The organism is Porticoccus sp. (assembly GCF_041592135.1).
Lineage (GTDB): Bacteria > Pseudomonadota > Gammaproteobacteria > Pseudomonadales > Porticoccaceae > Porticoccus.
This window is the reverse complement of record NZ_JBFHQR010000132.1, coordinates 1-6535: the sequence shown is the minus strand read 5'-3', so window position 1 is coordinate 6535 and position 6535 is coordinate 1. Positions and strand designations below refer to the sequence as shown.

8 protein-coding genes are annotated in these 6535 nt (G+C 61.6%); 2 read left to right on the top strand and 6 right to left on the bottom strand.

The genetic code is table 11. From position 1 onward, the window contains the following. Positions 1-1060: ATP-NAD kinase family protein (locus ABY948_RS10465; RefSeq protein ID WP_461482483.1), on the bottom strand; the 1060-nt coding region annotated here is incomplete at its 3' end. A gap of 98 nt (positions 1061-1158) precedes the next feature. On the opposite strand from ABY948_RS10465, the gene ABY948_RS10460 reads away from it, so the two are divergent. Next, entirely contained in the window at positions 1159-1329 is a 171-nt protein-coding gene (locus ABY948_RS10460; protein WP_461482482.1) for a PA1571 family protein, read from the top strand. 24 nt (positions 1330-1353) lie between these two features. Here ABY948_RS10460 and ABY948_RS10455 read toward each other — a convergent pair whose 3' ends face one another. The 4 genes from ABY948_RS10455 to ABY948_RS10440 are packed head-to-tail and all read right to left on the bottom strand — an operon-like array spanning position 1354 to position 4374. Continuing rightward, the gene (locus tag ABY948_RS10455; protein WP_461482481.1) at positions 1354-2445 is read right to left on the bottom strand and encodes a 4-phosphoerythronate dehydrogenase; all 1092 of its coding nucleotides are present in this window, start codon (positions 2443-2445) and stop codon (positions 1354-1356) included. Between the two features lie 6 nt (positions 2446-2451). After that, positions 2452-3363, bottom strand: a complete 912-nt coding sequence (locus tag ABY948_RS10450; RefSeq protein ID WP_461482480.1) for a 5'-3' exonuclease — start codon at positions 3361-3363, stop codon at positions 2452-2454. Further along, the gene (locus ABY948_RS10445) at positions 3360-3917 is read right to left on the bottom strand and encodes an elongation factor P hydroxylase (protein ID WP_461482479.1); all 558 of its coding nucleotides are present in this window, start codon (positions 3915-3917) and stop codon (positions 3360-3362) included. The genes ABY948_RS10450 and ABY948_RS10445 overlap by 4 nt, the downstream gene beginning before the upstream one ends. Continuing rightward, the gene (locus ABY948_RS10440; protein ID WP_461482478.1) at positions 3907-4374 is read right to left on the bottom strand and encodes a gamma-glutamylcyclotransferase family protein; all 468 of its coding nucleotides are present in this window, start codon (positions 4372-4374) and stop codon (positions 3907-3909) included. Before ABY948_RS10440 ends, ABY948_RS10445 begins: the two co-directional genes overlap by 11 nt. Positions 4375-4528: 154 nt before the next feature. On the opposite strand from ABY948_RS10440, the gene ABY948_RS10435 reads away from it, so the two are divergent. Continuing rightward, a complete protein-coding gene (locus tag ABY948_RS10435; protein ID WP_461482477.1) occupies positions 4529-5224 on the top strand; it encodes a hypothetical protein in 696 nt (231 codons plus the stop codon). 310 nt (positions 5225-5534) lie between these two features. Here the strand turns inward: ABY948_RS10435 and rlmM are convergent. Then, the coding region (gene rlmM / locus ABY948_RS10430; protein WP_461482476.1) for a 23S rRNA (cytidine(2498)-2'-O)-methyltransferase RlmM at positions 5535-6535 on the bottom strand (1001 nt) is incomplete at its 5' end.

Below are 6535 nucleotides of genomic sequence, written 5' to 3'. Positions count from 1 at the left end.
CCTCATCGAGCAGCGGATCGTTACTGTCCACCAGTAGCGGTCTGCCTCCGAGGCCGGCGATCTTGGTCTTGGTCGCCACCACCACCAGGTTATCCCGCCCGACCCGTTTGAGAATGGCCGGGGTCAGCTGCTGGTTGCCCCGCCCCAACAACATGCCCTGTCCGCCGATCGGGGTAATGACAATCTTCACCGGCCCGCCGTGGCAATCGAGTGCACGCTCAATCCCGGCAGCCGCCACGTCCGCCGCCAGCACTTGCCGGTTCCGCACCAGATCCACCCCCAGCAAGGTATTATCAAGCCCCATCGCCGCCATCAGCCCGGCGGTGGTGGAACCCGGCCCGATAATATAGAGACAGTCGTCGTCCATCTCTTCGAGCAGTGTTTCGGCAATGTCCTGCAGCACCAGTTCTGCCATTTCCCGACCGCCGGATTTGACCTGTTGCATAAAGCGGCCGGCCTCGGGCACCAGCAATTCCCCGTAATAGCGCGATGTCGCCCGGCCCTGGCGGAGGGCTTGCTCATCGATATCCCGCACCTCCTGCTGGCGAATATCCACCAGCTCGCCGCGCAGCAGCTGGACGATGATGTCTCCGGCGGCTTCAGGGGTGATGGCGTAGACCCCGGACTGCATTTTCACCCCCGCAGGAATCCCCAACACCGGCTGGGCGGCGGGCACCGCATTGCAGATATTGCGGGCGGTGCCGTCACCGCCGACAAACAACAGCAGGTCCACCCCCTGCGCCACCATCTGCGCGGCGGCCTGTTCGGTATCCGCCGCGGTGGTCTGCCCGGAATGGCACCCAGCCACCAGCCGGGGCACAAAGCCGCACTCCCTGGCCGCAGCTTCACCCATCGCGCCGGGACAGGTCAGCAGCTCAATGCTGCCGGGATCCATCGCCCGGGCCACCCGCTGCAAGGCCCGCAGCGCCCGTTGCGAGGCGCGCAGCTCACTGCCGCGCCGCAGCGCCTCGGCGGCGGTATCAGCCCCGTCGCTGCCCTTGAGGCCAGCGGGACCGCCGACACCCGCCAGGGGATTCACAATCAAACCCAGTCTGAACACAGTTCTCTCCACAGATTTCACGGATGATTTTACCCCGGGGCTTGCCCTGACAACCAATCGTGGTATGTTTTGGGGAAATAACCGGATTGGTATTACCGATGAGCCAGAATAACCGGCACAAGCCCGAGGAGCCGCAGAGCAACCCGGATTTCCACGGCGCGGCACTGATTGATGAAGAGGGTAACGAGATTCCGATCACCGAGGACATGGTGCAGGAGGCGTTTGTCGAACTGGAACAACAGAGCTCCGCTACTGACGAGGGCAGTTAACCACCCGCCGTTATCCGTCAAGCCTCAGGGCATCTTGAAACCCAGCGCGGCGAGCCGCCTCGCCAGTTCGCCGTCGACAATCCCCCTCGCCCGGTAATGGGGAAATTCCAGTCGCCGGGGGTAGCCCTTTCTCAGCTGGTCAAAGGCTGCGCCGATATCCGCCCCCTCGGCGAGCAGGGCTTCCCGCATCCGCCGGTCGTCCTCCGCCACATCGTAAACAGCCAGCACCGCCTGCCCCAGGGACGCCATTTTAATCAGCTCAATGGGATCTGTTGAGGTAGCCGATTCCGGTACGGGCTGCCCCAGCCAGCGGCAGAAAGCATCACGAACCATCGCCGTGCCATTGACCTTGCCGTCCCAGCTGTAACCCGCAATATGCGGTGTGCCAATGTTGACGCGGGACAGTAACGGCAGGGAAACCTGTGGCTCTCCCTCCCAGACATCCAGCACCACCTGCCAGGCATACTCCGGCAGCAGCCTGAGCAGGGCGCTGTTATCCACCACGGCCCCGCGACCGGCATTCAGCAACAGGCCGCCGGGTGAAAACCGCCGCAGTGCCCGCTCATCCAGCAGGTGATAGCTCGGGTGTGGGCCGCTGGTGGTCAGCGGCGTGTGCAGGCAGAGAATGCTGGCATCGAGCACTTCCTCCAGTGAACAGAGATCGGCAATCTGCTCGGTACTGAGAAACGGATCGTAACAGCGGCAATTGACGCCCAGTGCCTTGAGAGTGCGATAGAGGCGTCCGCCGACATTGCCACAACCGACAATTCCCACCGTCTGGCGCAACCAGTCCGGGCGCACCCGGAACAGGGCGGAGAGGACATACTGCACCACCGCATTGGCGTTGCAGCCCGGCGCACTGACAAAGGCGATATCGCTACTTGCCAGGGAAACCTGATCCACGTGATCGACCCCGATGGTGGCGGAACCCACAAAGCGCACCGAGCTGCCTTCCAGCAGCGCCGAATTGACGCGGGTCACCGAGCGCACCAGCAGCACATCCGCATCCTTCAGCTGGGCCGCGTCGAGCTCCCGGCCGGGAACCGTCACCACCTCGCCGTAGGGCGAGAACAGTTCGCGCACCAGCGGCATATTTTCGTCTGCAACAATTTTCATCAATGGTTACCGGGGCCTGTTAACACCGCTTTCAGGTTGGCTCAGCTTGAGGGCACGCTTCACTGGCGCGCGGCCAAAACCCATACGCTGGCAGAAATCCGCCAGTCTATCCAATGCCACGGGCTGACGCCGCCACGACGGCCTGCCGACAGGGGCGTCTGTGGCAATGGCAGTGAGCTGGCGCGCCACGGCGAGCTGGTCGCGACAGCTGTCTAGTTTAGCGGCGAGTTTGGCCGCACCGCGCACCGGCACCGCCGCCACCTTTTCACCGGCCTCCAGTATGGCATCCAGGGTGCCGAAATGCGCCAGCAGTGCGGCAGCGGTCTTGGCACCGATGCCGGGCACACCGGGAATGTTATCGACGGGGTCGCCCACCAGCGCCAGGTAATCCGCCAGCTGTTCCGGCCAGACGCCCAGCTCAGCCTTGATTTCCTCCCGGCCCCGGGCAGCGCCGCGGCCGTAATCCCAGATCAGGTCCCGGTTGCACAACAGCTGCGCCAGATCCTTGTCGCGGCTCACCACAATCACCTGGTGGCCGGCGCCGCGGCCCCGGTGGGCCAGGGTGCCGATAATGTCATCCGCCTCATGGCTGTCGCTGGCCAACCCGGTAACGCCCAGCAGTCCGGTCACCTCGGCACAGGCATCCAGCTGAAAGGCCAGCGCGTCGTCCGGCAACGTCCGATTGGCCTTGTAGGCGGGGTAGATATGGTTGCGAAAGCAGCTGCCGAGGCTCTCGTCAAAGGCGGCGGCAATAAACTGCGGCTGCTGTTGCTCCAGCAGGCCCAGCAAAAAACCGAGATAACCGTAAACGGCCTGGGAGGGGTAACCCGCTTCACTGTGCCAGCGCTCGGGCAATGAAAAATAGTGTCGAAAGATATAAATGGAGGCGTCGAGCAGGTAGAGCGGCGCCGCGGTCACAGGCTGGCCGCGCTGTACTGACCGGGGTCCCGGTAACCGCCGCCGCCAAATGCCTCGGCCAGGGCTGCGGCCAGCAGTGCCGCCCGGGGTGGCGGGGACGCGGCACACCAATTGCGGGCCTGTTCTGCGACTGCCGCGATAAAGGCCTCGCTGGCAGCGACCCCTCCCGCCAGGTTATCGGCGCTGATACGGAAGCGATGCCCGGCGGCGTTGGACAACATCCACTCCAGGGCCTGGGGTTTGACTTCCACCTGCTCGAAGGCGCGCTGTTGCCGGGCGGTGCGGCCGTCCGGGTTGTACCAGTAGCCAAAGTCCACCAGCAGGCGACGCTGCTCACCGGCAATGCACCAGTGGGCGATTTCGTGCAGGGCGCTGGAAAAATAATCGTGACGGAAAATCAGCCGGTGGTGACCGCACTGCCCATCCGCCGGCAGATAAATGGGTTCGTCCCCGTCCGCAATCAGGCGCGTATTACAGCTGCCCGCAAACAGCCGGTTAAAAATCTCCATCAACTGCCCGGTGCGGGGATCAAATACTGCCGTACTACCAGACAATATCCACATCCTCGCGGCAGCGGGTGCCATCCAGGCGCTGCAGATATTCGGGGGACAGATAGGCGCGGCCGGCGAGCAAATGCTCCAGGTACCAGCGGGCGGGCAAGATGCTGTTATCGATCACCGCCGGGTTGGCGATATAGGTCCAGGCGGGAATGATCCCGGCCTGGGTCTGCACCGGAAACATTTCCCGGCTATACATAAAGGGCGTGCCTTCGTGGGGGTCGAGCTTGACGATCTCGTCGACGCTGGCCAACCGGTACAACACCCCTTCGACGCGCTCGTCCCGGGCAAACACAATATTGGCGCAGGCCAATTGAGCGTCGCGGCGGGAGCGCTTGTTGAAACGCAGCCCGAAGCCGTCCAGCCAGGCGGGGCATACATCCACCACCTGCAGGGCCCGTTCAGCCATCCGCAACGGATTCATATTAGAGCCGTAAGCAAAGTAGTAGCTCACAAAAGTACACCCAAGGTATTGTGCTCAGAAATAATCAGTAGTACCTTATCTTGTGTGGGGGCGCTGGTATTATCAACCCCCTACACAGGTCCCGGCCCGACCAGGACGCAGTCCGTCAGGCCTTGATCGAACTGCCATTTGAGGAGGCTGTATTATGACTACCTCAACACCCGATCTCAACACGGACAACGTGATCGATCTCTTCACGGGTAAACCCTACTCTTCCCCCTACAACCGTCGCATTATCCGCCTCGCTCCCGAGCTCGATGGTCTGGAAATGATTTATTCCAACGAAGCTCATCCCAGCAAACTTTTCAGTATTAAAGTGCTGTGCTGGGCATTGCGGGCAGATGGCGAAGTGGTGGGTTTGGTGCCCTGGCTTGATGACATCATGCCATGCACTGAAATTCAGGACCCGCTGAACGGTCACTGGGAAGGTTACTTCGACCCGGGTATCGACGAGGTGTTTTTCGAAGCGCCGATTCACAAAGTCCTTGAGTTGGAAACCGCCGCCGAGTACTACGACTTCGAGTGCGAAACCGACCAGGATGTGGTTCAGGAAATTCCGGACACCATCGGCACCCATGCCGTACTCTCAAACGATGGCTTTAAAAGCATAACGCTGAAGGAGGTGGTTAGCTGGCGTTTGCTGCACGACGGCGAGGTACTGGGCATGCTGATTGACGATGAAAAAGTGGTCAGCACTCCGGTATTGCCAGGGGATGAATGTCTTTACCCGGCCAAGGATGAAGAGACGTTCCGCTACTTCTTCCAGCACCACATCGCCAACAAGATCAAGGCGAAAGATCCGGAAGCGCTGGCGGCCATCTCGATGCTGGTCGAGTCCTGAACACCCTGACTGGCTTCTAAGACTGGTCAGTTAAAGCATCCGCCCACAGGGTGGCGGCTTTCTACCCCCCTAAAAAACCCGGAATCATTCGACGTCCGGGACGGTTTTTCGCCCCCTCTGATTTTCTGCTCCCGACAGCTGGCAGGCTGGCGCTAAAAAAACATTTGCCAGGCAGACAGCACAGCTCACCAACCCTCATGACGAGCGCATTTATGCGTGATAACTGACCGGGTTGAGCTGCTTTTTAACGCCAGGTTTAACGCCACTTTTCAACGCCCTGGGACAACCCGGCCAATGGTTCTGTCCCCGGTTAATCCGGCAGCCGCCGCAGGTGGCCGGTCACCTCTTCGCGATCGTGATAGAGCTGTCGAAAGCGCAATTCATAGCGAATACCCGCCTCCTCCATGCGCGTTTCAATTCTCTGGCGGCAATCCAGCACCGCCTGGAAACGCTGCTTCATGGGCAACTTGAGGTTAAAGATCGCCTCGCGGCACCAACCCTTGACCAGCCAGCGCGCCACCAACTCCGCCACCCGCGCCGGCTTGTCGGCAATGTCGCCCACCAGCCACTGCACCGGTTTGCGCGGCTCGTAGACAAAGGCGTCTCCCCGGATGTGTTCCACCATGCCGGTAGCCATCAGTTCCGGTGCCATGGGGCCGTTGTCCACGGCGTACACCGTCATGCCGCGGCTCACCAGCTGGTAGGTCCAGCCCCCCGGCGCCGCGCCCAGATCCACCGCCCGGGTGCGCGCTTTGAGGCGGTCCGCCCACTCATCCTCCGGGATAAAAAAGTGCCAGGCCTCCTCCAGTTTCAGGGTGGCCCGGCTGGGGGCATCCCGCGGCACTTTCAGGCGGGGAATGCCCATCACCCAGCGGCTGCTGTTATCCAGGGGGCTGATGCCCACCCAGGCCGCCCGACCGGACAGAAACAACAGGTGCAGGCGATATTTTCCAGCGCTTTTCATCAACCCTTTTTTTCCCAGGGCCTGCCTGAGAGGCACGGTGATTTTCCGGCAGAACGCCGACATTTCCTTGCCGTCGTTGGTATCTGCGTACTCGACACTGAACTCAGCCAACTTGCCCGGGGCAAGCTCTTCGGCCAGCTCCACCAAAGGCTCCACGCGATTCTGCTCCGGCAAGTTGTCCTGCAAGGGCGCGGCGGCAAACCACTGGCGGGTGAATATCAGGTTGGCAAATTCCAGCTGCCGCAGCAGTTGCCAGGCACCGTCATCGTCGTGGGTGACAAAACAGACCAGGGCGCTACCCTCGGTGGTTTTGGCGTAGCCATAGATGCCAACCTGTGCCGCCAGAT

What these genes read in the sequence shown, in the direction of transcription:
- ABY948_RS10460 (WP_461482482.1), top strand. Translation starts at nt 1,159, where the DNA reads ATGAGCCAGAATAACCGGCACAAGCCCGAGGAGCCGCAGAGCAACCCG.
- ABY948_RS10455 (WP_461482481.1), bottom strand. Translation starts at nt 2,445, where the DNA reads ATGAAAATTGTTGCAGACGAAAATATGCCGCTGGTGCGCGAACTGTTC.
- ABY948_RS10435 (WP_461482477.1), top strand. Translation starts at nt 4,529, where the DNA reads ATGACTACCTCAACACCCGATCTCAACACGGACAACGTGATCGATCTC.